The organism is Roseinatronobacter domitianus, from assembly GCF_023336755.1.
Taxonomy (GTDB): domain Bacteria; phylum Pseudomonadota; class Alphaproteobacteria; order Rhodobacterales; family Rhodobacteraceae; genus Roseinatronobacter; species Roseinatronobacter domitianus.
The window spans coordinates 1-26531 of record NZ_JALZWP010000017.1 but is presented as its reverse complement, the minus strand read 5'-3'; the positions used below and the strand labels follow the sequence as shown (position 1 = coordinate 26531).

Below are 26531 nucleotides of genomic sequence, written 5' to 3'. Positions count from 1 at the left end.
GCGGGCCGGCACATGCTGGCCCGCGCTTTTCGTTCAAGAACAAGACCAACAGGGGACAGACGCATGACACTCGATCTGGCACAATTCGCGGCCGACCGCGACATCAAGTATTTCATGATTTCCTTTACCGACCTGTTCGGCGGGCAGCGTGCCAAGCTGGTGCCGGCGCAGGCCATTGCCGGCATGCAGGAAGATGGCGCGGGCTTCGCGGGTTTTGCGACGTGGTTGGACATGACCCCCGCCGATCCGGACATGCTGGCGGTGCCGGACCCGGACTCGGTCATCCAACTGCCGTGGAAGCCAGAGGTCGCGTGGGTCGCCGGAAATTGCGTGATGGAAGGCCAGGACGTGGCACAAGCCCCGCGCAACGTGCTGCGCCGTCTGATCGCAGAGGCCGCGCAGGAAGGGCTGCATGTGAAAACCGGGGTCGAGGCAGAGTATTTCCTGCTGACCCCCGAAGGCGATGCTATTTCTGACCCGTTCGATACCGCCGAGAAACCTTGCTACGACCAGCAAGCCGTCATGCGCCGCTACGACGTGGTGCGCGAGGTCTGCGATTACATGCTGGATATGGGCTGGGGTCCGTATCAGAACGACCATGAGGACGCGAATGGCCAGTTCGAGATGAACTGGGAATTCGATGATATCCTGAAAACCGCCGACAAGCACAGTTTCTTCAAGTTCATGGTCAAGTCGGTTGCCGAAAAACACGGGCTGCGCGCGACTTTCATGCCCAAGCCCATCGAAGGACTGACCGGGAATGGCTGCCATGTGCATATTTCCGTGTGGGACGCACCGGGCAAGGATACCAAGGTCAATGTCTTTGCCGGGGCCGGCACGGGCCAGACCGGGGAGGTCGGGCTGTCAGAGCGGGGCAAGCATTTCCTTGGCGGGATCATGAAGCACGCCAGCGCCTTGGCCGCGATCACCAACCCTACGGTGAACAGCTACAAGCGGATCAACGCGCCGCGCACCATGTCGGGCGCAACATGGGCGCCTAATTCGGTGACATGGACCGGCAACAACCGCACCCATATGGTGCGTGTGCCGGGGCCAGGGCGGTTCGAATTGCGCCTGCCGGATGGCGCGGCCAATCCCTATTTGTTGCAGGCCGTCATCATTGCGGCGGGCCTGAGCGGTATCCGCACGCAGGCCGATCCCGGCCCGCGCCGCGATATCGACATGTATTCGGAAGGTCACACGATCACGGATGCTCCAAAGCTGCCCCTGAACATGCTGGATGCCCTGCGCGCCTATGAAGCCGACCCGGAATTGATGGCGGCGATGGGGTATGATTTCTCGCGCTCCTATCTGAAACTGAAACACAAGGAATGGAATTCCTTTGTGTCGCATTTCAGCCGCTGGGAAAAAGACAACACGCTTGATATCTGAGGCGCGAATCGCCCTCCATCGGGCATATCAAAGGACCACCGATGCACAGCTTTGCCCTGACTGTCACCTGCGCCAGCACGCGTGGGATTGTTGCCGCCATTGCCGCCTTTCTGGCCGATCATGGCTGCAACATTACTGACTCTTCCCAATTCGACGATATGGAAACCGGCCGCTTCTTCATGCGGGTCAGCTTTGCCAGCGAAGAAGCGGCCACGCTGGACAGCCTACAGACAGGCTTTGCAGAGATCGGTGCCCGCTTCGGGATGGAGTATGCCTTCCATGATGAAGCAGAGCGCATGAAGGTCATCATCATGGTGTCGCGTTTCGGCCATTGCCTGAACGATCTGCTGTATCGGTGGCGGATCGGGGCGCTGCCCATCGACATCGTGGCGGTGATCTCGAACCACATGGATTACCAGAAGGTGGTCGTGAACCACGACATTCCGTTCCACTGCATTCCCGTGACCAAGGCCAACAAGCCTCAGGCCGAAGCCCGCATCATGGACGTGGTCGAAGAAACCGGCGCTGACCTGATCGTGCTGGCGCGCTATATGCAGGTTCTGTCGGATGCGATGTGCCAGAAAATGTCGGGCCGGATCATCAACATCCATCACAGTTTCTTGCCCAGCTTCAAGGGCGCGAACCCTTACAAGCAGGCGTATCAACGTGGGGTGAAGCTGATCGGCGCGACCTCGCATTATGTGACCGCCGATCTGGACGAAGGCCCGATCATCGAACAAGACATCGTGCGCGTTACCCATGCGCAATCGCCCAGTGATTATGTCAGCCTTGGGCGCGATGTCGAAAGCCAGGTTCTGGCCCGTGCAATCCATGCCCATATTCACCGCCGGGTGTTCCTGAACGGGAATAAGACAGTGGTGTTCCCGGCCTCTCCGGGGTCTTATGCATCGGAACGCATGGGGTAGGGTCCGGTTGACCGCCGCGCGACAATGCCGATGGGCAGGACGACCTTCTCGTGCTCATGATTGTCTGACGCAAGCCGCCGCAACACCATGGCGGCGGCTTCCGCCCCAATGAGGGTTGCTGGAATATCCACTGTTGTCAGCGCGGGCGAGAGGTGCGCGCTGACATCAATATTGTCTATCCCGACAAGGGACATCTTGCCGGGCACATCAAGGCCCCGCGCCTGCGCTTCCAGCATGGCCCCCATGGCCAGCATGTCCATGGCACCGATGATAGCCGTGGGGCGGGGCGCCTGTTCCAGCAGTGCCGCGCAGCCGCTGCGCCCAGCCATGACATTGGGGGCTTGTTCCGAAATCAGCCGCTCGGGCAGGTCCAGCCCTGCCGCATTCAGCGTGTCACGAATTCCGGCCACCCGTGCGGCCTGACGGTCGTTGATCGTCCTTTCGCCGCAGATGACCCCGATACGGCTATGCCCAAGCTCCAGCAGGTGCCGAGCGGCGAGTTCGCCCGCGTGCCGATTATCGACCAGCACGCTGTCGAACCCGGCGCGCCCTTCCCATAATTGCACCAGCGGCACCTCTGCACTGTCGATCAAGGCCCATGTGGCTTGCGGACGTCCGGCCCCGACCACGACCAGCGCATCCACCCCATGCGAGATAAGTTGCGCCAGCGCCGCAGCCTCTGCTGCGGGGTCGTATTCATGCGAGGCGATCAACAGTTGGTAGCCATTGACGGAAAGCGCTTTCTGCATTTCCTGCAAACAGGCCGAGAAGATCGGGCTGGCCAGAGTCGGAACTGCCACGCCGACCGTGTTCGACCGACCGGAGACCAAGGCGCGCGCCCGGCGATTCGGGACATACCCCATGCTGGCGGCGACGGCGCGCACGCGTTCCAGCGTTTCGGGTTGCACAAGCCCGGGTTTTGACAAGGCGCGCGACACCGTGGCGATGGACGTATCGCAGGCGGCAGCGATGTCGATAAGCGTGGGTTTGGAGCGTTTTGTCATGGTTTCATCTGGAAATGTAAAATTTACATAGCATGATCGCGCCCGCGCGTTCAAATATTTTATGTAAACTATATAGAAATGATTTGACTCATGCGTGCGCCTATGTAAGCGTTTACACAAGGCCAAGGATCTACATGAAACGCAGGGGGAGAGGCGTCATGTCGCGATGGGAAAATCTGGCTTTGCTGGCGTCCTTGGGGTTGTTTTCTGGCTATTTCGGCCATGTGATCTACGCCGCCAGCACGCGAAGCCCGATCATCAGCCTGAAACAGGAAGCAATCTTGCTGGGCGTTTCGGTGCTGTGCTTTGCGGCTGGTGGCCTTGGGCGCGAAGCGCGCGAGCGCAAGAAAAACTGACCAACATCAAGGGAGGAGACAGGTCATGACGGATAAGAAAACGCAGGTAGAACTCAAAAGCGCGGAGCGGCGCAATTTCCTGAAACTGGCCACAACGGGCAGCTTTACCGCTGCCGTGGTTGCGGGTGCGGCGGGCACGCTCTGGTCCTCGGAAGCGGCGGCACAGACGGCGGCAGAAGAGCGCGAGCGTCAGGCCGCTGCCGAGCATGTCATGACCATCGCCACCGCCTATGTTCTGGGCGCGACGCGCAGCTACCCCATCATGCAGCTGGACCTGAAGGAAAACATCCAGAACGCAACCAACGGCAAGGTCTATGTGCGTCTGGCGCCGGGCGGTCAGCTTGGGTCCGGCGGTGAGCTTGTCAGCGGCGTGCAGAACGGTGCGATCCAGTGCGCGCAGCACTCGCTGTCGAACTTCGCGCCCTTCGCGCCGGTTGTGGACCTGATCAACCTGCCTTATCTCTGCGGGTCAAACCAGCGTTTCGTGAACCTTGTGAATTCCGAAACCTGGATCAACAATGTTCACCCCAAAGTCGAAGAGCGTGGCTTCAAGCCACTGTTCTACATCGTGATCGATCCGCGCGTGATCGCACTGCGCAAAGGGATCGAGAACCCGGTTCTGGTGCCGTCCGATCTGGCTGGCGTCAAATTCCGCGTGCCCGGCTCGCAGATGCTGCAGCAGTATTATTCGATGGCAGGCGCGAACCCGACCCCGGTCGCCTGGGGCGAGACCCCATCGGCTATCACGCAGGGCGTGGCGGATGGGCTTGATCCATCGGTCGGCGCGCTGAACGTGTTCGGCTTCCGCGACATCCTCAGCCATGTCACCTTCAACCAGCCGGTGCCGGACAGCCAAGTCTATTCGATGAACCTGGAATGGTTCAATTCAATGCCCGAAGACGTGCAGGCCGGGATCGAGGAAGCAGGCCGCATCACCATGATGCAGAACTTGGCCAAGGTGCCCTCGGCACGCAACTACGCGATGGCCGAAATGCGCAAGGCTGGCGTTCAGTTCCACAGCTTGAGCGAAGATCAGCTGAACGAATGGCGCGAAACGGTCGGTTACCAGCGCAGCGAGTGGGACAATTTCAAGACCGAGCTTGCTGGCGACATGGATACCTTCAACGGTCTGGCCGAAGCTGCCGATACCTATGCCGGTATCCCGGTTCACGACGCCTAAGCATTTGCCACCGGTGGGCCTAACTTGGCCCACCGAACCATTCCCCGACCACAGACCGACCGAAAGGACCGGCCATGCTGCGCGCATTGGACCGCAATGCTGAACGCTGGGCATTGCTTTTCTTCTACATTCTGCTTGTCACCACCATGGTGGTCGAGGTGATCCGCCGCGAGGTTCTGGCTTATTCGTCCATCTGGGGCGAGGAACTGGTGCGATATTCCTTCATCTACCTTGTCTGGATCGGGGCCTCGGCTGCCATCAAGGATCGCGCGCATATCCGCATTGACGTTATCTTTCATGCACTGCCGCACCGGGCGCAAACGCTGCTCTACCTGCTGGGCGACCTGATCATGCTGGCGGTCGCGGTGGCTGTGGTCATCTGGTCATGGCACGCGGTCGAAACTTCCATGCGGTTCGGGTCGGTCAGCCACGGGTTGCGGGTGTCGATGGTCTATTTCCTGCTCGCCGTGCCCATAGGCTTTACCATGGTCAGCGCGCGGCTGTTGCAATCCATCTGGCGCGACATCGGTAGCTTGCGACGCAACGAGCCGCCATTCACTGGCGAAAAACTGTTCGACTGAGGAGGCTTCCATGCTTTGGACACTGGAACAATTCACGGTCGAGCTTGGTTGGGATTTCTACCTGCCTCTGATCGTTTTCTTCGTCCTGATCGCGCTTGGTGTGCCGATCTGGGCCTGTATCGGGGTGGCGTCCATCGGCATCCTGGTGATGTCGCAAGCCTTGCCAGTTGGCATAGTAGGCGAGACGCTGTTCGGCGGCATCGACCATTTCGCGCTGACGGCTGTGCCTCTGTTTATCCTGACGGGTGACGTGCTGGTGCGCACCGGGCTGTCGCGCAAGTTTCTGGACGTGGCCGATGCGCTGACCTGCTGGGCGCGTGGCGGCTTTGGCTCGGCCACCGTGCTCGTGTGCGGCATGTTCTCGGCCATTTCCGGGTCGGACGCGGCGGGCGCTGCCGCCGTGGGCCGTATGACCATCGACCGTCTGGTCGAGTCTGGCTACGCTCGCCCCTACGCTTGCGCACTGGTCGCAGCAGGGGCTTGCACTGGCATCCTGATCCCGCCCTCGATTGCCTATATCGTCATTGGCCTTGTGCTGGGCATATCCGCCAGCACGCTCTTTAAGGCCGCGATCATTCCGGGTCTGCTTATTCTTGGGTCGATCCTTGTCACCAACATCATCGTCAGCCGCAAGATGGCCAAGGCCGAAGGGCAGTTGATGAGCTTTGGGGAATGGGCCGCCAATCTGGGTCGGGTGCTGGCGAAGGGCTGGTATGCGTTCATGATCCCCGGCATCATTTTCTACGGCATCTTCTCTGGCCGTCTGACGCCAACCGAAGCAGGCGCGGCCGCCGTGACCGTGACCATCGCCATGGGCTTTTTGCTGGGCACGCTGAAGATTTCCGACTTCCCGTCGATGATGATTTCATCCGCCAAGGTCAACGGTGTGATCCTGCCCATCGTGGCGTTTTCGCTGCCGCTGTCGCAGGCGATGGCGATCATCGGTGTGCCGCAGGGTTTTGTCTATGCCATGACGACCGTGTCGGAAAATCCGGCCATCATCATCCTTCTGATGATCGGCATCCTGATCGTCGCGGGCTGCGTTATGGAAACGACCCCGAATATCGTGATCCTTGCGCCGCTGATGTTCCCGCTGGCACAGGAAATCGGCATGAATGACGTGCAGTTCTGCATCATGATGATTACCACGTTGGGGGTCGGGTTCATAACACCGCCCTTGGGGCTGAACCTGTTCGTGGTGTCGGGACTGACGGGTGAATCGATCCTGAAAATCGCCTACCGCGCCATTCCCTTCATGGTTCTGATGTTGATCGTCGTTCTGATGATCGCCTTCATCCCCGCGATCTCTACAACCTTCTTGCCGCCGCTCATGCGCTGAGCGCGGCTGCCTAACCCAAGACAAAGGACATGCAGATGGCAACGACCTATCTGAAAAAAGCCGAAAAAACGCCGGAGACGAATTCTGCCGAAGCGCAGCGCGTCGTGAATGAGATGCTCGCACGGATCGAGGCGGAGGGCGAAGACGCGGTCAGGCATTACGCCCGCGCGCTGGATAAATGGGACGGTGGAATCCTTGTCAGCCGCGCCGAAATGGATGCCCGCGCCGAAGAAGTGCCCCAGCAGGTCCGCGAAGATATCGCCTTTGCCGTGGAGCAGGTCCGCACCTTTGCCTTGGCGCAGCGCGACTCTGTCAAAGATTTTGAGATGACCATGCCATCCGGCCTGACCGCCGGTCAGAAATGGGTGCCGTGTAATGTCGCGGGCTGCTATGTGCCGACCGGGCGCTATGCGCATATCGCGTCTGCCTGCATGTCGGTGGCAACGGCCAAGGCGGCGGGTGTGAAAACCGTAATCGCCTGTTCCACCCCCTATCGCGGCGGCGGGATGCACCCATATGTGCTGTATGCCATGCGCGAAGCAGGCGCCGATATGGTCCTGACCTTGGGTGGCGTGCAGGCGATTGCAGCTATGGCCTACGGGTTGTTCACCGGCAAACCCGCGGATGTGATCGTCGGGCCGGGCAATAAATTCGTGGCCGAAGCCAAGCGCACGCTTTTTGGCAAGGTTGGCATTGACGTGTTCGCTGGGCCATCGGAAATCGGGATCATTGCGGATGCGTCGGCAGATCCGGAAATCGTCGCGGTCGATCTGGTGGGGCAGGCCGAACACGGCCACGAATCCCCGGCATGGTTGTTCACCGATGACAAAGCCCTGGCCGAAACCGTCATGGCGCGTGTGCCCGAACTGATCGCAACCTTGCCCGAACCCGCTCGCGATGCCGCCGATTGTGCATGGCGCGATTATGGTGAAGTGATCCTGTGCGACACGCGCGCGGAACTGGTCGAGGTGTCGGATCTTTACGCGTCCGAGCATCTGGAACTGCATTGCGCCGATCTGGACTGGTGGATGGCCAACCTGACCAACTATGGCAGCTTGTTCGTGGGCGAGGAAACCACCGTCGCATATGGCGACAAGTGCTCCGGCCCGAACCACATTCTTCCCACCAAATACGCCGCCAAATATTCGGCCGGTCTGTCGGTGCACAAATTCCTCAAACCCCTGACATGGCAGAAAGCGAACCGCGAGGCCAGCAAGGAACTGGGCATCCGCACCGCCCGCATTTCGCGGCTGGAAGGAATGGAGGCACATGCCCGCACTGCCGATGTGCGCTTGGCCAAATACTACCCCGGCCACAACTTTGATCTGGGCGCACCGGTAGAGTCCGTCTGATGCGGTTGGCGCATCTGTTCGACCTGACCGGTCGGCGCGCGCTGGTGACAGGGGGAAATTCGGGCATCGGTCTGGCCATGGCGCGCGCGGTTGGGTTGGCCGGGGCGTCTGTCGCCCTTGCCGCCCGCGCGCCCGATAAGCTGGCGGCGGCGGTCGAAGAGCTGGCGGCGGATGGCATCGACGCCAGCGCCCACCCGACCGATCTGGCCGATGCAGCCGCAGTAGCGGGGCTGGCACAGGCGGCAGGCGAGGTGGACATCTTGGTCAACGCCGCAGGCGTCAACTTGCGCGAACCTTACGGCCAAGTCACGCCGGAAGCATTTGACCTGCACATGGCGCTGCACCTGCGCGCGCCGTTCTTGCTGGTCCAACATCTGGCTCCCGGCATGGCCGCGCGCGGCTGGGGGCGGGTGTTGAACCTTGCCTCGTTGCAATCTGCCCGTGCTTTCGCCAATTCCGCGCCTTACGGGGCGGCCAAGGGTGGTGTGGTGCAACTGACCCGCGCCATGGCGGAAGAATTCTCAAGCCAAGGCATCACCTGCAACGCCATCGCGCCGGGGTTCTTCCCCACGCCATTGACCGCCCCCGTGTTCGGCAACCCGGAACTGGCTGCCGCCAATGCCGCGCGCACAGCGATTGGCCGTAACGGCAGGTTGGAAGACCTACACGGCGCGACCGTGTTTCTATGCTCTGACGCATCTGGCTATATCACTGGGCAGACGCTTTTCGTCGATGGCGGCTTTACCGCGAAATAAGGACAGACCATGCGTGCGCTTCTCTATACCGGGCCAAACCAGATGGAACTGGCTGACCTGCCCGTGCCACAGTCGGCCGAAGGCGAGGTGCTTGTCGCCGTGCACGCCGTGGGCATTTGTGGCTCCGACATGCACGCCTATCACGGGTATGACGACCGCCGCCCTGCACCGCTGGTTCTGGGGCATGAGGCGGCTGGCATTGTCGCTGATGGCCCGCGCACAGGGCAGGCGGTAGCCATCAACCCGCTGGTGGTAGACCCCGATTGCCCCGCCGCAAAGGCAGGCCGTCCGCATTTGTCACCCACGCGTGCGATAATCTCCATGCCACCGCGCCCCGGTGCGTTTGCGGAGTATGTCACCATCCCGGAGCGCAATCTGCTGCCAATCCCCGAAGGGTTATCCATGCGCGATGCGGCGCTGGCCGAACCCATGGCGGTGTCATGGCACGCGGTGCGCATTGGGCTGGAGCGTTTGAAACAATCCGCCCCGCGCGTGCTGGTGCAGGGCGCGGGGGCAATTGGCGTGGCCGCCGCGCTGGTGGCGCGTCATATGGGCGCGGCCAGTATTCACGTGGCCGAACCGCACGCGGGGCGACGCGCCACTCTTGCGCCAGAGGCGGGGATCGACACGTTTGATCCTGCCTCTCGTGACCCCGGCCCGGATGCCTTCGATCTGGTGATCGATGCCGTGGGCGCAAAGGCCACCCGCGCCGATGCCTCGCGCCTTGTTCGGCCCGGTGGGGTGATCGTGCATGTCGGGCTTCTGCCGGGGCAGGATGGCTACGACATTCGCCGGATCACGCTACAGGAAATCTGTGTGACAGGGTCGTATTGCTACACACCGCAAGACTTTACCGATGCCTTGGCGGCGCTTGGGCAAGGGGCGTTGGGCGCTTTGGGTTGGGTCGAAACCCGCGCGCTAGATGACGGCGCGCAAGCCTTTGCGGATCTGGATGCAGGGAACGTGGATGCGGCCAAGATCGTGTTGCAGGTGGTCTGAGGTGGCTTAGGCGCGTTTGGCGCGCTGCATCGCGCGTTCCAGCGCGTCCAGAAACCGGGACCGGTCGGCCTTGGAAAAACTGCGCCCGCGCCCTTGGTGGAATGGGTCTGCGGCGCGCATATCGGCCATCAGGTCGCGTGTGGCCAGAACGGTGCCGATATTTGCCTCTGACAGTTCTGACCCGTCATGCCGGAGCACTTGCGCGCCGGCTTCCACGCATTTCGCGGCGAGTGGAATGTCACTTGTCACCACCACATCACCCGGCCCGGCGAGATCCGCGATCCATTTGTCGGCCTCATCCGCGCCCGCGCTGACGATCACGGTTTCGACCAGCGGGTTCTGCGACGGGCGAATGCCCCCGTTCGACACGATCACCATGCGCGCGCGGTGGCGAGTGCCGACGCGTTCGACCTCTGCCTTGACTGGGCAGGCATCGGCATCGACATAGATGACCGGGTCAGACTTCGGCATGGTAATGCATGGCCTTGGTGTTGATGTAGGAAATCCGCAATTCTAGCGGCGCGCCATTATAGTCCACGGCCACACGATGCACGCGCAAGATTGGTGTGCCAAGCTCCAGTCCCAGTTCGCGGGCGCAATCGGCATTCGCCGCGCAGGCTGTGATCTTTTCCACCGCACGAAAAACGCTTGCGCCGAATTCAGTCTGGTAAAGCTGATAAAGCGTATTGGGCAGCGGGTCGGGGGCGGTCAGCAGACTGCCGAAGCGGGCGGCGTCCAGCATGATACGCTCATAGATCAGCGGCACCCCGTCGCCATCGCGCACGCGGGTTATGCAGACCACATCGGACACTGTCGCTAGACCTAGCGCGACTGCTTCTGCCGGGGTCGTCATGCGGCGCGCCCGGTCCAGAACCCGGCTTTCGGGGTGGAAGGTGGTGCCATCCGCGCGGCGCAGGTTGAAGAAGCGAAACAACACCGCGTCGCTGTCATGGCTGGACACGACCGTGCCCTTGCCTTGCCTGCGTTGAACCAGACCTTCGGCGGCCATGTCCAGCAATGCCTTGCGCAATGTGCCGACCGCGACGCCGTATTCCTCTGCCAACCGGGTTTCGGATGGCAAGAAGGTGCCCGGCGACCATTCCCCGGATTCGATGCGTCCCAGCATGAGGTCGCGCAACTGCTGGTGGAGTGGTTGAGAAACTGGGCGCAAGGACATGGACACCTCCGAACGAAACGATTTCATGTATTTATCCGTAAAATGCCGAAAACCCAACGAGAAAGCGGTAAGGGCATTGACCTTACTTTATCATATAAACTATATAGAAGTGAAGCCAAAGAATGACGGCACCAGAATCGGAACGTAGCCCCATGTCGAAAGTCACGATCAGCATTGCAGAGGCCGAGCGCCTTGTGGTCGATCTGTTCGGAAAAGCGGGTATGCCAGCGAGTGTTGCGCAACCCGCAGCCCGCGCGCTGGTCATGGCAGAGCGGGAAGGCTTGCCTTCGCATGGTCTGGCGCGCGCGCCGTTTTACGCGGCACAGATGAAGGCGGGCAAGGTCGTGGCAGATGCGGCCCCGACCGTTACCCGTGACGGTGCAGTTATCCGCGTGGATGCCGGGCTGGGCTTGGCATTTGCGGCGATTGATGCCGCCGCAACCGCTGCCCGCGCCGTGGTGCGCGAGTTGGGCGTGGCTGTTGTCAGCGTGACCCGCTCGCACCATTTCGGCGTGGCGGGGCAAGCGGTGGAACCTTTCGCGCGCGAAGGGCTGATTGCGCTGGCCTTCGCCAACGCCCCTGCCGCGATGGCGCCTTGGGGTGGGAACAAACCGCTTTACGGCACCAACCCGATAGCCTTTGCCGCGCCCCGCGCGCAGGGCGACCCGCTGCTGATTGATCTGTCGCTGTCCCATGTCGCGCGCGGCAAGGTGATGCTGGCGCAAAAGTCGGGCGATCCCATCCCCGAAGGTTGGGCGCTGGATGTAGATGGCAACCCGACGACCAATGCCGATGCCGCGATGGCGGGCACGATGGTGCCGTCGGGTGGGGCCAAGGGAGCCGCTTTGGCGCTGATGGTCGAGTTGCTGACCGCCGGGCTTGCAGGGGCGAATTTTGCCTATCAGGCCAGTTCACTGTTCGATGACAAAGGCCCGGCCCCGAACCTTGCGCATTTCATGCTGGTGCTGGACCCGGCGCGATTTGCCCCCGGTTTCACCGATCGGGCAGAGGCCATGTTCGCAGCGGTTGAGGCGCAGGATGGCGCGCGCCTGCCGGGCGCGCGGCGCATGGCCGAGCGCGCGGGGCGGGCGGCCCAGATCGAAATTGCACAACAGCTTTACGACACGCTCACGGGTCTGGCCCGTGGCTGACAACCTCATCTAAAAGGGAGAGAGGACATGACCGCAAACACCCACCCCCAACTTCTTGTCCATGACAAGGTCGACAATGTCGGCGTTGTCGTGGTCGAGGGGCTGACCGCAGGCACCGACATGCTGTGTGTCTGCACCGAAGACAACTCTGATTTCCGCCTGACCGCCAAGTCCGATATTCCCATCGGTCACAAGGTCGCGCTGAAGGATATGGCAGAGGGCGATACCGTCATCAAATATGGCGAAGATATTGGCCGTATGGTGGGCGGCGCCGAGGTCGGCGGCCATGTCCACACCCACAATATGAAAACCAAGCGCTGGTAAGGGGGACCGATCATGGCATTCGATTTTTCACAAGATACGGTCAAGGCATGGCGCCGCGAAAACGGCCGCGTCGGCGTGCGCAACCACGTTCTGATCCTGCCGGTGGATGACATTTCCAACGCGGCCTGCGAGGCTGTGGCGAATAACGTCAAAGGCACCATGGCCATTCCGCATGCCTATGGGCGTTTGCAGTTCGGCGAGGATCTGGACCTGCATTTCCGCACCATCATCGGCACCGGGGCAAACCCCAACGTGGCCGCTGTGGTCGTGATCGGGATTGAACCGGAATGGACCAAGATCATCGTCGATGGCATTGCCGCAACCGGCAAGCCCGTCGAAGGCTTCTGGATCGAACAGAACGGCGATTTCGAGACCATCCGCCGGGCAAGCTGGAAGGCCAAGGAATACGTGCAATGGGCGACCGAGTTGCAGAAAGAGGATTGCCCGGTCACGGACCTGTGGGTCTCGACCAAATGCGGCGAATCTGACACGACCACCGGCCTCTCGTCCTGCCCGACCGTGGGTAACATGTATGACAAGCTGCTGCCGCATGGCCTGTATGGCGTGTTCGGCGAAACGTCCGAAATCACCGGCGCTGAACATATCTGCGAGAAGCGCGCGGCGAACCCGGAAGCGGCGGCCAAGTTCATGAAAACCTGGCAGGCCTATACCGATGACGTGATCGAACAGTTCAAAACCTCTGATCTGTCCGACAGCCAGCCGACCAAGGGCAATATTCTGGGTGGTCTATCGACCATCGAGGAAAAGGCGCTGGGCAATCTGGAAAAGATCGGTCGCACCAGCACCTATATCGACGTGCTGGAACCGGCAGAAGCGCCGGCCAAGGGCAACGGGCTGTATTTCATGGACACGTCCTCGGCGGCGGCGGAATGCGTGACGCTGATGGCGGCAGCGGGCTATGTCATCCACACCTTCCCCACCGGGCAAGGCAACGTGGTCGGCAACCCGATTGTGCCGGTCATCAAGATTTCGGGCAACCCGCGCACGCTGCGCACCATGTCCGAACATATCGACGTGGACGTGACCGGCGTATTGCGCCGCGACATGACCATTGACCAGGCGGGCGACAGCCTGATCGAGATGATAAAGCGCACGGCAAACGGTCGTCTGACCTGCGCCGAAGCACTTGGCCACCGCGAATTCTCGATGACCAAGCTTTACCGCTCGGCCTGATCGCGGCAATAGCCAAACGGGGGCGCGCAGTTTCGTGCGCCCCTTTTTCATGCGGAATACCATCATGCCCAAACTGACCGACCTGACCGCCCGCGCGAAGCCGCTTCTGCCGGGGCTGATGCTAAGTGCGACCATCGCCGCCGCCGCCAGCTTTCTGGGTGCGCATTACGGCGCGCCGGTCATGCTGTTCGCGCTGCTGCTGGGTATGGCTTTCAACTTCATGCATACCGAAGGTCCATGCGGCGCGGGGGTCGATTTTGCCGCGAAAGTCGTGCTGCGGCTGGGTGTAGGACTGCTGGGCATTCGCATCGCGGTCGAGGACTTGGCGCAGATCGGTATCTCGGGCGCGGCGCTGCTGGTCGGGCTGATTGCGGCGACGATTGCCACGGGGTTTATCGCCGCGCCCCTGTTCAAGCGCCAATGGCGTTTTGCATTGCTGACGGGCGGGGCGGTCGCAATTTGCGGAGCCTCTGCCGCTTTGGCCATCGCCGCCGTTATTCCGCATAACGACAAGACCGAGCGCAACACGCTGTTTACCGTCATGGCCGTGACTGCACTTTCGACAATCGCCATGGTGATCTATCCGCTGCTGTTCGGCGCGCTGGGCTTCTCGGACGTGGAACAGGGCTTCCTGATCGGGGCTACCATCCATGACGTGGCGCAAGTGGTTGGCGCGGGGTTCACCGTGTCTGATACGGCGGGCGAGACTGCGACCATCACCAAGCTGTTCCGCGTGGCCATGCTGCCTGTTGTCTTGATTATAGTCGGCTTGGTGCTGCGCGCCAGCGGTGCTGGGCAGGGCAGCGGGCGCGTAGCGCTATTGCCGTGGTTCATGGTGCTGTTCTTGGCGCTGGTCGCTTTGGGTAGCGTCGTGGATTTGCCGGCAGCCTTGGTCGATCAGGTCAACACGCTGTCGCGCATTTGTCTTGTGACGGCCATTGCGGCACTGGGTGTCAAGACTTCGCTGAAAGCACTGGCGGCGGTTGGTCCGGGGCATATGGCGATTGTGGTTATCGAAACGCTGGTTTTGTTGGCACTGGCCATGGGGCTGCTACTGGCCTTCCATCCGATTCAGGGCTAGGCTTGACTATTCCGACAGAACTTGTCAGAAAAGGTTTCAGCCTAGCCAACCTTTGTCAGCCCGGCGTCACATTCTGATCAGCAAGCCGGGCCGCCATGACACGCCAGCCGCACTGCTCTGCCGCCCTTGGTGCGGTATGGTGAAAGACGAAAAAACCGTAGTGCAGGGGGGTGCGCCTTTGCCGGTGCATCAGGCCGAAGCCCTGACTGCCCAAGGCAGCACGGCACAGATCGTGCTGGATGGGCAGGTCTATACTCTGCGCATTACCCGTGGCCGCAAGCTGATCCTGACCAAATAACCCCAGCCATCACAAGCCCGGAACAAAGATGAGCAAGCTCCCATCCCCCTGCATCAATGTATGCAAGTTCAAGCGCGAAGGTCACTGCATTGGCTGTTCGATGACCAAAAGCCAGAAATCACTGTTCAAGACATTGAAAAAAGAAAAACACCAACACGCCTTTCTGGACATGTTGGTGCATCAGCAAAGCGATCTGGGGAAATATACGCACTGGCCGGTGGCCTACCGCAAACGCTGCGATAAGAAGGGCGTCAAAGCGCCGATCTGAACCGGAGCCGTCGCTTATCTGTTTGCACAGATCCGGTTTCCACTTTGGCGCGACACGATCTAGCCCAGATGGGCGCGCAGCAGCCACGCGAATTTCTCATGCACTTGCCCACGCGAAATGGCCAGATCCTGCGTCAGCAGGTCGCCGTGTTCTTCGGCGATGGTCGCGGTGCCCGCCAATGTTGCTGCAAGCGTTTCTTCTGCCTTGGCAAGCAGGGCCACCATGTCCTCTGCGGTCGCATGGCCGTCATGCTCGGCCACCTTGGAGCGCTTCAGCATTTCCGACAGGCGCCCTTCGGCATGGCCACCCAGCATCTTGACGCGTTCGGCCAAGTCATCCTGTGCGGTGAAGTGATCTTCGTAGATCTTCTGGAACAGATCATGCAGCGGCCCAAAGGCCATGCCTTTGACATTCCAGTGAAAATTCTGCGCCAGCATGGTCGTGATGGCGGTTTCTGAAACGCTTTGCGTCAGTGCGTCGCAAATGGCTTCTTGGGCGGACGTGGTTAATTGAGCGGCGGTCTGGGTCATGCGCAACCCTCCTGTCATATGATTGGATTGGGGCGCGGGACTGGCTGGCGCATAGCTGGCGGCCCGCTATCCCTTAGATATGCGAAGGCCCTGGAGCGTTCAAGAAGTTTTTAGAAATATTCTAAATCCGAGAGAAACTGTTGGTCTCACCTTCGTCCAGACGCGCGGCAAGTTGGGCGGCAAGCCAGCCTACCGACCGGCGATAATGCAACGGCAAGCGCGCGCGCAGCAGGAATGTCGCGCTTATGTGGTCTTCGCGAGAGATCGCGGCCAGAAGCGCCAGCAGCCAGTTCTCATCGAAGGACCGCTCTGGAGCCGCGACCGCATGGATCACCGGCGGTTTGGGCAAGGCTTGAACCAGTGACCTCAACAGCGCATCGGCGTAAACTTGGGCTGACTGTCCGGGGCTGTGGTGCAGTAGCGCGCACGCTTCGAAGACTGGCATATGGGCCTTGGCGCGACAAGTGCGCATTAAAACCCGAAGCAAGGCCAACGCGGCATCGCTGTGATTTGGTTGTGGGCTTATGTCGAATTTGCGATGTGTTTGCATGGGACCACCATATTCCCGAGCATTATACTCTGAAATATGGCGTTTGGCCAGTGCAATCGCATCAATCTACAGCGGCGCGGATTGGAATAACCGGACCTTTAACCCGCCATGCGGGATGACCGGGCCTGCTTCCAGCTTTAGCCCCGTGGCATGGGCCAGCTTGGTTTCGGTTGTCACAAGCCCGACGCGCCAGCCTTGGAATTGTTCGGCCAACACTTTGCCCAAGCTGGCATACAGTCCGTAAAGCTGCCCGATATTGCCGATCCGACCGCCATAAGGTGGGTTCACCATGACCAGCCCCGGCGTCATATCAGGCCGGGTCAGCGCGCTGATGGGCTGGCAGGTGAACTGGCACCAATCCCCCAGCCCGGCTCGCTCGGCATTGGCGCGCGCGCCGTGGATTGCGCCTTGGTCGCGGTCATAGCCGAAATAGCGTAGCTCGGGCGTGCGCGATACCGGCGGGACGGGATGCAGCTTGGCCGCACCTGCGAACTGTTCGAACGCGAAATCACGCCCGCGCCCCGGTGCCAGACCGGCGGCAATCTCGGCGGCTTCCAGCAGGAATGTGCCTGATCCGCACATCGGGTCCAGCACTGGCTGGCTGCCGTCATAGCCCATCTGTCTCATGAACCCGGCAGCCATGGTTTCGCGCAAGGGGGCCTTGCCGGTGAACTGCTTGAAGCCGCGTTTGTGCAGCCCCTCGCCCGAGGTATCCATAGAGATCGTCGCCAGATCATCGTCGATGCGCAGCATCATCCGCAGGCCATCTGTCGCAAGCGGGGCGCCGACAATATCCGTTATCGCGCGTTCCACCCGTTGCGCTGCCGCTTTCTGGTGGTAAATGCGCGACCGGGTGCAGCTTGCCTCCACCCGCACCGGCACATCGGCGCGCAGCCAATCGGACCAAGGCAGCTTGCGCAACCGCTTGTCCAGTTGCGCCAGATGCAGCGCGCGAAATTCGCCAATGCGCACCAGCACGCGGCTTGCCAAGCGGCTTTCGCGGTTGGCGCGGGCGATCTCTGCCATGCCGCCTGTAAATTCCACCCCGCCGGGCAGGGCGCTTGTGTCAAAGCCAAGCTCTTGCGTCTCTGCCAGCAAGAGCGGCTCAAACCCCGGCAGGCAGGCCATGAAAATCGTGTAATCATCCATGCCGCCTGCGATACGGTGAAACGTGGCGCTTGGCGAGGGGGGATGTTACCCCGCCAGCTTATCCATCGCCTGCGCCAGCTTGATATCCAGATCGCTCAGGCCGTCCACATCATGCGTGGTCAGCGTAACCTTGACGGTTTTATACACGTTGAACCATTCGGGGTGATGGTTCATTTTTTCCGCGACAATGGCTGCGCGGGTCATCCAGCCAAAGGCGTCTATGAAATTGGCAAAGGTATAGGTTTTTTCCAGCGCATCGCGCCCATCGGCCAGCGCCCAGCCATTGGCCAGCAGCGGATCAAGTGCGGTGCGGTCAGTCAGTTTGTCAGCCATAGTGTCCTCTTAGCTTTTGCGGAACGGCGCGTAATTTGCGAGCGCCATCATTTCGTAATCAATCGCCGCACGCTCTTCGCGCAGGTAGCCTGCGACGGCTTGATGAAATCCCGGTTCAGGGAAATGGTGCAGCGAGTGGATTTCACTCGGCATATAGCCGCGCGCCAGTTTGTGCGTGCCTTGCGCGCCCGCTTCAACCCGCCCCAGCCCGTGTTCAATGGCGAAATCCATCGCCTGATAGTAACACAGTTCGAAATGCAGGCAGGAATGATCCTCCGAGCAGCCCCAGTAGCGGCCATACAGGCAATCGCGGCCAATGAAATTCAGCGCGCCCGCGATCGGTTCGCCATCGCGTTCCGCCAGCACCAAAAGCACATCATTGCGCATGGTGTCTTGCACGATGTCAAAAAACGCCCGCGTCAGGTAAGGCGTGCCCCATTTGCGCGCGCCAGTGTCCTGATAGAACTCCCAGAACGCATCCCAATGCTCGGGTTGCAGATCATCGCCGGTATAGGCGCGAATCACGCCGCCAAAATCTTGCGCGGTGGCGCGTTCCTTGCGGATGGTCTTGCGCTTGCGCGAGGACAGCGCCGCCAGAAAGTCGTCAAAGCTGGCATAACCGGGATTCTCCCAGTGGAACTGTTCCGTCACCCGGTGCAGGAACCCATGCTCTGTGCCACGCGCGGCTTCCTCGGCAGTGCAAAAGGTGACATGCGCAGAAGATAGCCTGTTGTCGCGCGCGACCTGCGCCATGGCTTGCAGAATGGCGGCGGTGCCCGCCTCCTCGAACCCCGGTTTGCACAGGAAGCGCCGGCCGGTTGCGGGGGTGAAGGGCACGGCGCTTTGCAGCTTTGGATAATACTGCCCGCCCGCGCGTGTATAGGCTTGGGCAAAGGCATGGTCGAAGATGTATTCGCCCTGAGAATGCGATTTCACATAATGCGGGGCGACCGCGATCAGCGTGCCGTCCTGCTCTACCGTTATGTAACGCGGCTCCCACCCCGTGCCGGTGCCGACGGACCCGGACGCTTCCAGCGCATGAAGAAAGCGGTAGGTGGTGAAGGGGTCGGCGGGGCGGCCTGTCGCGCTTTCCGGGCAGGCGCAGGCATCCCAATCCTGCGCCGTCACGTCGTCCAGTGACGCAACCAGCGTGACAGAAAGCGCCCCGCCATCCGCCATTACAGTGCCGCCAGCAAGGCCTCGCCACCCGAAATTTCGCAGGTGCCGGGGCTTTCTTCTGCGTGCAATAGCTTGACCACGCCATCTTCGACCAGCATCGCATACCGCTTTGAACGGCCCATCAGGCCAACGGGCGGCGCGTCGAAATTCATGCCGATTTCGGCGGTAAACGCGCCGGTTCCATCTGACAGCAAGGTCAGGCCCGCATCGGTGGCGCCGGTTGCCTCACCCCATGCTTTCATCACGAAAGGATCGTTGACGGACAGGCAGATGATCTCTTCGACACCCTTGGCCGCCAGATCATCCTTGGTGCGGATAAAGCTGGGCACATGGGCAGAATGACAGGTCGGGGTAAACGCCCCCGGAACGGCAAAGATCACGACTTTGCGCCCTTTGGTCAGGTCAGACAGAGCGACCTGTTCCGGCCCCTCTGCGCCGATGCGCGAAAAGCTGGCCTCTGGCAGCGTGTCCCCGGTGGTGATTGTCATGGTCCTGTCCCTTTCGGTTTGTTGTCTTTCGTCTGACCCGGCATATAGGATGCATGGACAACATGGCCAGTGGGGGCAGAATGAAGAATATCGTCGTCGTGGGGGCGGGGCAGGCCGGCGCGTCGCTTGTTGCGCGGCTTCGGGCGAAGGGCTTTGACGGGGCCATCACCCTGCTGGGCGAAGAACCCGTGCCGCCCTATCAGCGCCCGCCTTTGTCCAAAGGTTACCTGCTGGGCGACATGGCGCTGGAACGGCTGTTCCTGCGGCCAGAAAGCTTCTACGCCGATCAAGGTATTGACTTGCGGATGGATGCACGGGTGCGCGCCATAGATCGTGCAGCGAAAACGGTTGTCCTGGAGGGTGAAACGCTGCCCTACGACGCGCTGGCGCTGACCACCGGCTCTGCGCCGCGTCGCCTGCCTGCCAGCATTGGCGGAGATTTGCCCGGCGTCCATACCGTGCGTGGTTTAGCCGATGTCGATGCTATGGCAGAGGACTTCCGCCCCGGCGCGCGCGTGGTTATCGTGGGCGGTGGCTATATCGGGTTGGAAGCGGCGGCGGTCGCCGCCAAACGCGGGCTGGATGTGACGGTTCTGGAAATGGCCCCGCGCATATTGGCGCGCGTGGCTGCGCCGGAAACCGCAGAGGCCATTCATACGCTGCATGCAGCCCATGGCGTGCGTATTCTGACGGAAACCGCTTTGGCCCAGATCGACGGAACTGACCGCGTGACTGGCGTGACGCTTGCGGATGACAGCCAATTGCCCGCCGATTTCGTGATTGTGGGCATCGGCATTGCGCCCGCGACAGACCTTGCCGAAGCAGCGGGCCTGACGCTGGACAACGGCATTGCCACCGACGCGCAGGGCCGCAGCAGCGATCCGGCCATCTGGGCAGCGGGCGATTGCGCATCCTTCCCGTGGCAGGGCGGGCGGTTGCGGCTGGAAAGCGTGCAGAACGCCATCGACCAAGCTGAATGCGTGGCTGACAACATGTTGGGCGCGTGCTGCGATTATGTGCCGATGCCGTGGTTCTGGTCGGATCAATACGACATGAAACTGCAAATCGCTGGGTTGAATATGGGCTATGATCGCGTGGTGGTGCGGCAGGCGCAGGCGCGCAGCCATTGGTATTTCAAAGGGGATGCGCTGATCTCAGTCGATGCGCTGGGCGACCCGCGCGCCTATATGGTTGGCAAACGGATGATTGAGCAAGGGATGACACCGGACGCAAACGCCCTGGCCGACCCGGCGACCGACCTTAAAGCACTGTTGCGCGCATGAGAATCGTTGGCGGCACGTTCCGGGGCCTGAAATTGGCTGATGTTGGCGCGGGGGACGCGGCGGCGCATTTGCGCCCGACCTCTGACCGCGTGCGCGAATCCATGTTCAACTTGCTGATAAACGGCGCAAACGCGATCCCGATGGACGGCATTCGCGTGCTGGACCTGTTCGCGGGCACTGGCGCTTTGGGGCTGGAAGCCCTGTCGCGCGGTGCGTCCTTTGCCTGTTTCATCGACGATGGCGCGAGCGCCCGCGCGCTGTTGCGTGAAAATATCGAGAAAATGCGCGCTATGGGGCGCACCAAGGTGTTTCGCCGCGATGCAACCACCTTGGGCGCGAACCACGGCGCGGGGTTCGATCTGGTCTTCTTGGACCCGCCTTATGGTAAGGGCTTCGGCGCGACGGCGCTGACCTCGGCACGTGCAGGCGGCTGGCTGAAGCCCGGCGCGCGTGTGGTCTGGGAGGAAAGCCTGCCGCAAGCCGCGCCCGAAGGCTTCACCCTGATCGACCAACGCCGCTACGGCGACACGTATGTGACCATGATGGAATATAACCCGAATGACGCCTGAACTTGTAATTTTCGACTGTGACGGCGTGCTGGTCGACAGCGAACCCGTGACGCTGAGTTTCCTGCGAGATGAGCTTGCGCTGCGTGGTCTGGATCTGACCTTGGCAGAGGTGATCGATCAGTTCATCGGCGGCACACTTTCAGGTGTCGCGCAAAAAGCGCGCGGTATGGGGGCCAATCTGCCAGAGGGGTGGGTCGATGCCTTTTATGCGCGCTTATATGAGCGATTGGCCGCAAAGACCGATCTGATGCCCGGTGTTGTTCCCCTGTTGGACCGGTTGGATGCGGCGGGCATCGGCTATTGCGTGGCGTCCAACGGGCGCGTTGCCAAAATGCAGGTGACGCTGGGCCAGCACCCAAACACATGGGCGCGGTTGCAAGGGCGCATCTTCTCTGTCGAGCATGTGGGTGTGCCGAAACCTGCGCCGGACCTTTTCCTGTATGCGGCGCGGAGTTTGGGCGTAGAACAAGCGCATTGCGTTGTGATCGAGGACAGCCAAACCGGCGCGCGCGCGGCAAAAGCGGCGGGGATGCGCTGTTTTGGGTATGCGCCTGAAGGTGATGGTGCAAAACTGGCGACAGAGGGCGCGCATGTATTCCGGTCGATGGATGATCTGCCGGATTTGTTGGGCTTGTAACATGAAAAAGGGGCGCACGCGGCGCCCCTTTTTTGTTGGTTGATGCAAGCGATCAGGCCAGATCGAAGCGATCCGCGTTCATCACCTTGACCCAAGCTGCGACGAAATCCTGCACGAATTTCTCGGCATTGTCGTCCTGGGCATAGACCTCTGCATAGGCGCGCAGGATGGAACTGGAGCCGAAGACAAGGTCCGCACGGGTGGCGGTGAATTTCGCCTTGCCCGTGGCACGGTCCTGCAATTCGTAGGAGTTGCGGCCCTTGGGTTCCCATTTCCAACCCATATCGGTCAGGTTGACGAAGAAATCAGTCGTCAACGCGCCGACGCGGTCGGTAAAGACGCCATGCGCCGTGCCGCCGTGGTTGGTGCCCATCACGCGCAGACCACCCAGCAGGCAGGTCATTTCATGCGCCGTCAGGCCCATGAGTTGCGCGCGGTCCAGCATCATTTCCTCGGCAGACACGACATAGTCCTTCTTCATCCAGTTGCGGAAACCATCTGCAACGGGTTCCAGCCACTTGAAGCTGTCGGCATCGGTCATCTCGGCCAAAGCATCGCCACGGCCCGGAGCAAAGGGCACGTCAATGTCGAACCCGGCAGCTTTCGCGGCCTGTTCCACGCCGACATTGCCCGCCAGCACGATGACATCGGCCACAGATGCACCGGTTTCAGCTGCAATCGGTTCCAGAACGGCCAACACGCGGCCCAGACGCTCAGGCTCGTTGCCCTCCCAGTCCTTCTGCGGAGCCAGACGGATGCGCGCACCGTTGGCACCGCCGCGATAATCCGACTGGCGGAAGGTGCGAGCGCTGTCCCATGCGGTCGCGACCATGTCGCCGACCGACAGACCGCTTGCTGCGATCTTCGCTTTCACGGCGGCCACATCGTAGCCTTTGTTGCCAGCCGGAACCGGGTCTTGCCAGACCAGCACCTCTGTCGGGGCTTCCTTGCCGATATAGCGTTCCTGCGGGCCCATGTCGCGGTGGGTCAGTTTGAACCATGCGCGAGCAAAAGCATCGTCAAACGATGCCGGGTCGGCCATGAATTTTTCGCAGATGGCGCGGTAGGCCGGGTCCATTTTCATGGCCATGTCGGCATCGGTCATGATTGGGTTGTAGCGGATGGATGGGTCTTCGACATCAACCGGCTTGTCTTCTTCGGCAATGTCGATGGGTTCCCACTGCCAAGCGCCTGCGGGGGATTTCTTCAATTCCCACTCATACCCGAACAGCAGCTTGAAATAGCCCATATCCCATTTGGTGGGGTGGGTGGTCCACGCGCCTTCGATGCCAGAGGTCACGGCATCGCGGCCAACACCACGCGACTTGTGGTTCAGCCAGCCAAGGCCGCCTTCTTCCAGCGCCGCACCTTCGGGCGCCGGCCCAAGGTTTTCGGCGCGGCCATTGCCGTGGCATTTGCCGACGGTGTGGCCACCTGCGGTCAGCGCGACGGTTTCCTCGTCATTCATGGCCATGCGGGCAAAGGTTTCGCGCACCTGACCTGCGGTTTTCAGCGGGTCGGGCTGGCCGTTCACGCCTTCGGGGTTGACGTAGATCAGGCCCATCTGCACGGCGGCCAGCGGGTTTTCCATGGTCGAGGCGTCGTCGACATTCTCATACCGTTCATCCGACGGTGCCAGCCATTCCTTTTCGGAGCCCCAGTAGACATCCTTCTCCGGGCCCCAGATATCTTTACGGCCAAGCGAGAAGCCGAAGGTTTTCAGGCCCATATCCTCATAGGCGACAGTGCCCGACAGGATAATCAGGTCGGCCCAACTGATCTTGTTGCCGTATTTCTTTTTCAGCGGCCACAGCAGGCGTCGTGCTTTGTCCAGGTTGGTGTTGTCCGGCCAGCTATTGAGCGGGGCAAACCGGATATTCCCGGTGCCTGCGCCGCCACGGCCATCGGCCACACGGTAGCTGCCTGCGGCGTGCCATGCCAGACGAATCATCAGACCGCCATAGTGGCCCCAGTCTGCTGGCCACCAGTCCTGACTGTCTTTCAACAGCGCCTTCATGTCGGCTTTCAGCGCGTCATAGTCCAGTTCCTTGACGGCTTCACGATAGTTGAAATCGCCCAAGGGGTTGGTTTTGGTGTCATGCTGGTGCAGGATGTCCAGGTTCAGCGCCTTTGGCCACCAATCCATCACCTGAGTGCCGGTGGTGGTCATTGCGCCATGCATAACCGGGCATTTGCCTGCGTTGTCGGATCCGTCCATGTTTCCCTCCAAGAATTACATCTGGAATGGGTCTAACATGCAAGCTCAATCAGGAATAGTTCTTTATTCTGATGCGTTCCATAAGATAAACTTATGTAGCTTCACATTTCGACGTGGCGCATCTGGTTCATCACCCGCACCAATTCGCGGGCGATGGCGGGTTCAGACAGCGCATGGCCTGATAAACCCACCATTTCAAGGCGCGAGCGGCCCCAATTGCGGTGCAGCTCCCATGCCGTGGTGGGTGGACAGATCATGTCATACCTGCCCTGCACGATGGTGCCGGGCACGTTGGTCATTTTCCAAAGCCCGTTCATCAGCGCGCCATCCTCGCCCAGGAAACATCCGTTCGAGAAATAGTGGTTTTCCAACCGGGCAAAGGCGCGGGCGTAGTCGCTTGGGGCGTCGGCCCCTAGCAAGCCGCGCGTTTCAATCGAGGCCAGCGCGTTTTCCCACCGCGTCCATGCGCGGGCGAACCGATTCTCCTCATGGATGTCGCCACTGAACAGACGTTTGGAATAGGCCGCGATCAGGTCGCCGTGCTCGTCTTCAGGTATGGCCCGTGTGAATTGCGCCCAGAGTTCGGGGAAAAACCGCGCTGCACCGCCACCATAAAACCAGTCCAGTTCGGCGCGCGTTCCCATGAACACACCGCGCAACACCACATGCGCCACCGCTTGCGGCTGGGCTTGCGTATAAGCAAGCGCGAGCGTTGCCCCCCAAGACCCGCCGAACACAACCCAGCGCGAAATCTCCAGCGTGTTGCGGATCAGCTCTATATCCGCCAGCAGATGCGCGGTGGTGTTTTCATGGGTCGAGGCAGAAGGCTTGGACCGCCCGCAGCCGCGCTGATCGAACAGGATAACGCGGTAATGTGCCGGGTCGAAAAAGCGCCGCATGGTCGGGCTGCACCCGCCACCAGGGCCGCCATGCAGCACCACAACCGGCATTCCGTCGGGATTGCCGCATTGTTCGACATACACCCGATGACCATCGCCCACGTCCAGCAACCTCTGGTCGTAGGGTTCGATGTAAGGGTAAAGCCCTTTATGTGCGTTATCGTGTCCGATTGGTTTGTCCATGCTGCGGACTATATAGATCACAACGCGTGCCCGCCATGGGGCAGATTGGAAAAACCGAGGAGACCATGACCACAACCACGATTGACCCGGCAGAAGTGGCGAAATTCGAGGCGATGGCCGCCGAATGGTGGAACCCGAACGGCAAGTTCAAGCCGCTGCACATGCTCAACCCTTGCCGTTTGGACTACATCACGCGGCAGATTGCCGCCGAATTCGACCGCGACCTGACCGCGCCTGCGCCGTTCAAGGGGTTGCGCTTGCTGGATATTGGCTGCGGGGGCGGGTTGCTGTCGGAACCCATGGCGCGGCTTGGGGCCGAGGTGGTGGGCGCAGATGCGGCACCCCGCAACATCCCGGTCGCGCAAATTCATGCCGAGCAGGAAGGCTTGCAGATCGACTACCGCCACACCACCGCCGAAGATATGGCGGCAGCGGGCGAACAATTCGACGTGGTGCTGAACATGGAAGTGGTCGAGCATGTCGCCGACCCACTGGCCTATCTGACCGCCTGCCAGCATCTTCTGAAGCCGGGCGGGTTGATGATCTGCTCCACTCTCAACCGCAACCCGAAAAGCTACCTGATGGCGATTATCGGGGCGGAATATGTCATGCGCTGGCTGCCGAAGGGCACGCATGAATGGTCAAAATTCATCACCCCGGATGAGCTATACGACCTGATCCGCCGCGCCGGGCTGGACCCGGTGGACCGCACCGGGTTCGTGTTCGACAAACTACGGTGGAGCTGGTCTCTGTCAGAGCGTGACCTGTCGGTGAATTACGTTACCGCGTCGGTGAAGCCGGTCAACTGAGCGTAAGTTATTCTGGAAGCATCATGACTATGATGAAGGCAACCAGTCCAAGCCCTGTGATCGCTGAAATCAACCGTCCCGACCAGTAAGAGAACGGGCTGGTTCGGAAAAAGTCAGCCCGTGAAAGCGTGTAGGGATATACAATCCAGATAAGGATTGAACCTGCGATGTAAGGAATAAACAGAAAGTTTACCAAGGCGGGGAGTGTCATGAACTTTGTGTATCTGGTCTGGCCCATGCGGGTTTCAGATACGGTTACGCATTGAAGCGATCCTCGAACATTATGGCGAAATGGTTGCGGGCGGCAAACCATTCCCGGACATTTCG

31 protein-coding genes are annotated in these 26531 nt (G+C 60.8%); 19 read left to right on the top strand and 12 right to left on the bottom strand.

Annotated features, from left to right (window positions below; all coding sequences use genetic code 11):
- Nucleotides 1-63 precede the first annotated feature (63 nt).
- Complete coding sequence (gene glnT / locus M3N55_RS13975; protein WP_249060110.1) at nt 64-1392, top strand: type III glutamate--ammonia ligase; 1329 nt, start codon at nt 64-66, stop codon at nt 1390-1392.
- Between the two features lie 41 nt (nt 1393-1433).
- Nucleotides 1434-2318 carry a formyltetrahydrofolate deformylase gene (gene purU / locus M3N55_RS13970; protein WP_249060108.1) on the top strand — a complete coding sequence of 295 codons (885 nt, stop codon included), beginning with the start codon at nt 1434-1436 and terminating at the stop codon, nt 2316-2318.
- Here the strand turns inward: purU and M3N55_RS13965 are convergent.
- Nucleotides 2294-3322 carry a LacI family DNA-binding transcriptional regulator gene (locus M3N55_RS13965; protein WP_249060107.1) on the bottom strand — a complete coding sequence of 343 codons (1029 nt, stop codon included), beginning with the start codon at nt 3320-3322 and terminating at the stop codon, nt 2294-2296. The two genes, purU and M3N55_RS13965, sit on opposite strands and share 25 nt — an antisense overlap.
- 158 nt (nt 3323-3480) lie before the next feature.
- On the opposite strand from M3N55_RS13965, the gene M3N55_RS13960 reads away from it, so the two are divergent.
- From M3N55_RS13960 to M3N55_RS13930, 7 genes are all read left to right on the top strand, one after another.
- Nucleotides 3481-3678: a hypothetical protein gene (locus M3N55_RS13960; protein ID WP_249060106.1), complete on the top strand. Its 198-nt coding sequence runs from the start codon at nt 3481-3483 to the stop codon at nt 3676-3678.
- A gap of 25 nt (nt 3679-3703) precedes the next feature.
- Nucleotides 3704-4858, top strand: coding sequence for a TRAP transporter substrate-binding protein (locus M3N55_RS13955; RefSeq protein ID WP_249060104.1), 1155 nt, complete (start codon nt 3704-3706; stop codon nt 4856-4858).
- Between the two features lie 74 nt (nt 4859-4932).
- Complete coding sequence (locus M3N55_RS13950) at nt 4933-5439, top strand: TRAP transporter small permease (protein WP_249060102.1); 507 nt, start codon at nt 4933-4935, stop codon at nt 5437-5439.
- A gap of 10 nt (nt 5440-5449) precedes the next feature.
- Nucleotides 5450-6778, top strand: a complete 1329-nt coding sequence (locus tag M3N55_RS13945) for a TRAP transporter large permease (RefSeq protein ID WP_249060100.1) — start codon at nt 5450-5452, stop codon at nt 6776-6778.
- A 35-nt stretch (nt 6779-6813) separates the two neighbouring features.
- Nucleotides 6814-8130, top strand: coding sequence for a histidinol dehydrogenase (gene hisD, locus M3N55_RS13940; protein WP_249060099.1), 1317 nt, complete (start codon nt 6814-6816; stop codon nt 8128-8130).
- The gene (locus M3N55_RS13935) at nt 8130-8885 is read left to right on the top strand and encodes an SDR family NAD(P)-dependent oxidoreductase (protein WP_249060097.1); all 756 of its coding nucleotides are present in this window, start codon (nt 8130-8132) and stop codon (nt 8883-8885) included. Before hisD ends, M3N55_RS13935 begins: the two co-directional genes overlap by 1 nt.
- A gap of 9 nt (nt 8886-8894) precedes the next feature.
- Nucleotides 8895-9884, top strand: a complete 990-nt coding sequence (locus M3N55_RS13930; RefSeq protein WP_249060096.1) for a zinc-dependent alcohol dehydrogenase — start codon at nt 8895-8897, stop codon at nt 9882-9884.
- 6 nt (nt 9885-9890) lie between these two features.
- Here the strand turns inward: M3N55_RS13930 and M3N55_RS13925 are convergent, their stop codons facing one another.
- Both M3N55_RS13925 and M3N55_RS13920 read right to left on the bottom strand, forming a co-directional pair.
- Nucleotides 9891-10355 carry a YaiI/YqxD family protein gene (locus M3N55_RS13925; RefSeq protein ID WP_249060095.1) on the bottom strand — a complete coding sequence of 155 codons (465 nt, stop codon included), beginning with the start codon at nt 10353-10355 and terminating at the stop codon, nt 9891-9893.
- Entirely contained in the window at nt 10342-11088 is a 747-nt protein-coding gene (locus tag M3N55_RS13920) for a GntR family transcriptional regulator (protein WP_249060094.1), read from the bottom strand. The genes M3N55_RS13925 and M3N55_RS13920 overlap by 14 nt, the downstream gene beginning before the upstream one ends.
- A gap of 95 nt (nt 11089-11183) precedes the next feature.
- Here M3N55_RS13920 and M3N55_RS13915 point away from each other — a divergent pair, with 95 nt between their 5' ends.
- The 6 genes from M3N55_RS13915 (at nt 11184) to M3N55_RS13890 (ending at nt 15377) form a co-directional block, all read left to right on the top strand.
- Nucleotides 11184-12212, top strand: coding sequence for an Ldh family oxidoreductase (locus M3N55_RS13915; protein ID WP_249060093.1), 1029 nt, complete (start codon nt 11184-11186; stop codon nt 12210-12212).
- Between the two features lie 27 nt (nt 12213-12239).
- Nucleotides 12240-12536, top strand: coding sequence for a UxaA family hydrolase (locus M3N55_RS13910; RefSeq protein WP_249060092.1), 297 nt, complete (start codon nt 12240-12242; stop codon nt 12534-12536).
- 12 nt (nt 12537-12548) lie between these two features.
- A complete protein-coding gene (locus M3N55_RS13905) occupies nt 12549-13730 on the top strand; it encodes a UxaA family hydrolase (protein WP_249060091.1) in 1182 nt (393 codons plus the stop codon).
- A gap of 64 nt (nt 13731-13794) precedes the next feature.
- The gene (locus M3N55_RS13900) at nt 13795-14811 is read left to right on the top strand and encodes a YeiH family protein (RefSeq protein WP_249060090.1); all 1017 of its coding nucleotides are present in this window, start codon (nt 13795-13797) and stop codon (nt 14809-14811) included.
- Nucleotides 14812-14947: 136 nt separating this feature from the next.
- Entirely contained in the window at nt 14948-15109 is a 162-nt protein-coding gene (gene hemP / locus M3N55_RS13895) for a hemin uptake protein HemP (RefSeq protein WP_249060089.1), read from the top strand.
- Between the two features lie 28 nt (nt 15110-15137).
- The gene (locus M3N55_RS13890; protein ID WP_249060088.1) at nt 15138-15377 is read left to right on the top strand and encodes a DUF1289 domain-containing protein; all 240 of its coding nucleotides are present in this window, start codon (nt 15138-15140) and stop codon (nt 15375-15377) included.
- A 59-nt stretch (nt 15378-15436) separates the two neighbouring features.
- On the opposite strand, the gene M3N55_RS13885 is transcribed toward M3N55_RS13890, so the two are convergent.
- The 6 genes from M3N55_RS13885 to M3N55_RS13860 form a co-directional block, all read right to left on the bottom strand.
- Nucleotides 15437-15907, bottom strand: coding sequence for a Dps family protein (locus tag M3N55_RS13885; protein WP_249060087.1), 471 nt, complete (start codon nt 15905-15907; stop codon nt 15437-15439).
- 121 nt (nt 15908-16028) lie between these two features.
- Entirely contained in the window at nt 16029-16352 is a 324-nt protein-coding gene (locus M3N55_RS13880) for a hypothetical protein (RefSeq protein ID WP_249060086.1), read from the bottom strand.
- A gap of 171 nt (nt 16353-16523) precedes the next feature.
- Complete coding sequence (locus M3N55_RS13875) at nt 16524-17606, bottom strand: THUMP domain-containing class I SAM-dependent RNA methyltransferase (protein ID WP_249060084.1); 1083 nt, start codon at nt 17604-17606, stop codon at nt 16524-16526.
- Nucleotides 17607-17651: 45 nt separating this feature from the next.
- Complete coding sequence (locus M3N55_RS13870; RefSeq protein WP_249060082.1) at nt 17652-17939, bottom strand: 4a-hydroxytetrahydrobiopterin dehydratase; 288 nt, start codon at nt 17937-17939, stop codon at nt 17652-17654.
- 9 nt (nt 17940-17948) lie between these two features.
- Nucleotides 17949-19118, bottom strand: a complete 1170-nt coding sequence (locus tag M3N55_RS13865; RefSeq protein WP_249060080.1) for a GNAT family N-acetyltransferase — start codon at nt 19116-19118, stop codon at nt 17949-17951.
- Entirely contained in the window at nt 19118-19606 is a 489-nt protein-coding gene (locus M3N55_RS13860; RefSeq protein WP_249060078.1) for a peroxiredoxin, read from the bottom strand. The genes M3N55_RS13865 and M3N55_RS13860 overlap by 1 nt, the downstream gene beginning before the upstream one ends.
- 80 nt (nt 19607-19686) lie before the next feature.
- On the opposite strand from M3N55_RS13860, the gene M3N55_RS13855 reads away from it, so the two are divergent.
- The 3 genes from M3N55_RS13855 to M3N55_RS13845 are packed head-to-tail and all read left to right on the top strand — an operon-like array spanning nt 19687 to nt 22095.
- The gene (locus tag M3N55_RS13855; protein WP_249060076.1) at nt 19687-20889 is read left to right on the top strand and encodes an NAD(P)/FAD-dependent oxidoreductase; all 1203 of its coding nucleotides are present in this window, start codon (nt 19687-19689) and stop codon (nt 20887-20889) included.
- The gene (gene rsmD / locus M3N55_RS13850; protein WP_249060075.1) at nt 20886-21458 is read left to right on the top strand and encodes a 16S rRNA (guanine(966)-N(2))-methyltransferase RsmD; all 573 of its coding nucleotides are present in this window, start codon (nt 20886-20888) and stop codon (nt 21456-21458) included. Before M3N55_RS13855 ends, rsmD begins: the two co-directional genes overlap by 4 nt.
- Nucleotides 21448-22095 carry an HAD family hydrolase gene (locus M3N55_RS13845; protein ID WP_249060073.1) on the top strand — a complete coding sequence of 216 codons (648 nt, stop codon included), beginning with the start codon at nt 21448-21450 and terminating at the stop codon, nt 22093-22095. The genes rsmD and M3N55_RS13845 overlap by 11 nt, the downstream gene beginning before the upstream one ends.
- Nucleotides 22096-22147: 52 nt before the next feature.
- On the opposite strand, the gene katG is transcribed toward M3N55_RS13845, so the two are convergent.
- Both katG and pip read right to left on the bottom strand, forming a co-directional pair.
- On the bottom strand, nt 22148-24313 hold the full coding sequence (gene katG, locus M3N55_RS13840) for a catalase/peroxidase HPI (RefSeq protein WP_249060071.1): 2166 nt from the start codon (nt 24311-24313) through the stop codon (nt 22148-22150).
- Nucleotides 24314-24414: 101 nt separating this feature from the next.
- Nucleotides 24415-25395: a prolyl aminopeptidase gene (gene pip / locus M3N55_RS13835; RefSeq protein WP_249060069.1), complete on the bottom strand. Its 981-nt coding sequence runs from the start codon at nt 25393-25395 to the stop codon at nt 24415-24417.
- A gap of 65 nt (nt 25396-25460) precedes the next feature.
- Between pip and ubiG the strand changes: the two genes are divergently transcribed.
- Nucleotides 25461-26204, top strand: a complete 744-nt coding sequence (ubiG, locus tag M3N55_RS13830; RefSeq protein ID WP_249060065.1) for a bifunctional 2-polyprenyl-6-hydroxyphenol methylase/3-demethylubiquinol 3-O-methyltransferase UbiG — start codon at nt 25461-25463, stop codon at nt 26202-26204.
- A 7-nt stretch (nt 26205-26211) separates the two neighbouring features.
- Here ubiG and M3N55_RS13825 read toward each other — a convergent pair.
- Nucleotides 26212-26531: hypothetical protein (locus M3N55_RS13825; RefSeq protein ID WP_249060064.1), on the bottom strand; the 320-nt coding region annotated here is incomplete at its 5' end.